This is a genomic window from Rhizobacter sp. P3_B12 (genome assembly GCF_056402895.1).
On sequence record NZ_JBFUGN010001598.1, the window covers coordinates 1 to 790 of the forward strand.

The 790-nt window shown below is 72.2% G+C and carries 1 protein-coding gene; it reads left to right on the plus strand.

The window, feature by feature from the left end; translation table 11 throughout:
- On the plus strand, positions 1 to 790 hold a 790-nt coding region (locus tag AC1D01_RS37125), incomplete at both ends, for an immunoglobulin-like domain-containing protein (RefSeq protein WP_477874878.1).

Here is a 790-nt window from a genome sequence, read left to right on the forward strand (position 1 = left end):
CGTCTACACCGCCACGCTCGACGCACCGGCCGCCACCGACGTGACGGTCACGCTGTCGAACGGCGCCACCATCACCATCGCCGCCGGCACGAGCAGCGGCTCGGTCGCCCACGCGGCACCGGCCGACAGCCTCTATGCCGACGCGGGCAGCGTCTCGGCAACGATCAACGGCGCCAGCGGCGGCGGCTTCGAGCAGCTCACGGTCAACCCGGCCGCGGCCACCACCGCCGTGTCCGACACGGTCGACACCACCACCGTCACGCTGACGGCCTCGCCGTCGGTGGTCGAGGGCGGCAGCATCGTCTACACCGCCAGCCTCGGCGCACCGGCGCTGACGCCGGTCACCGTGACGCTGTCCAATGGCGACGTGATCACGATCGCCGCCGGCGCCAGCAGCGGCACGGTCGCGCACGCCACCGGCGCCGACAACGTCTACACCAACGCCAACACGGTCTCCACGACGATCAGCAGCGCCAGCGGCGGCCAGTTCGAGAACCTGGCGCTGAACCCGGCACCGGCCACGACCAGCATCGCCGATTCGATCGACACCACCACCGTCAGCATCACCGGCAGCAACACCGTCAACGAGGGCGCGGGCGCGAGCTACACGCTGTCGCTGACCAGCCCGGCGCAGACCACCGTCACCGTGACGCTGAGCTACGGCGGCACCGCCGCCGACGGCACCGACTTCGCCGGCGTCACCACGGTGACGATCCCGGCCGGCAGCAGCAGCGCGACGTTCAGCGTCGCCGCGCTGACCGACGGCACGGCCGAGGGGCCGGAGCAGTTC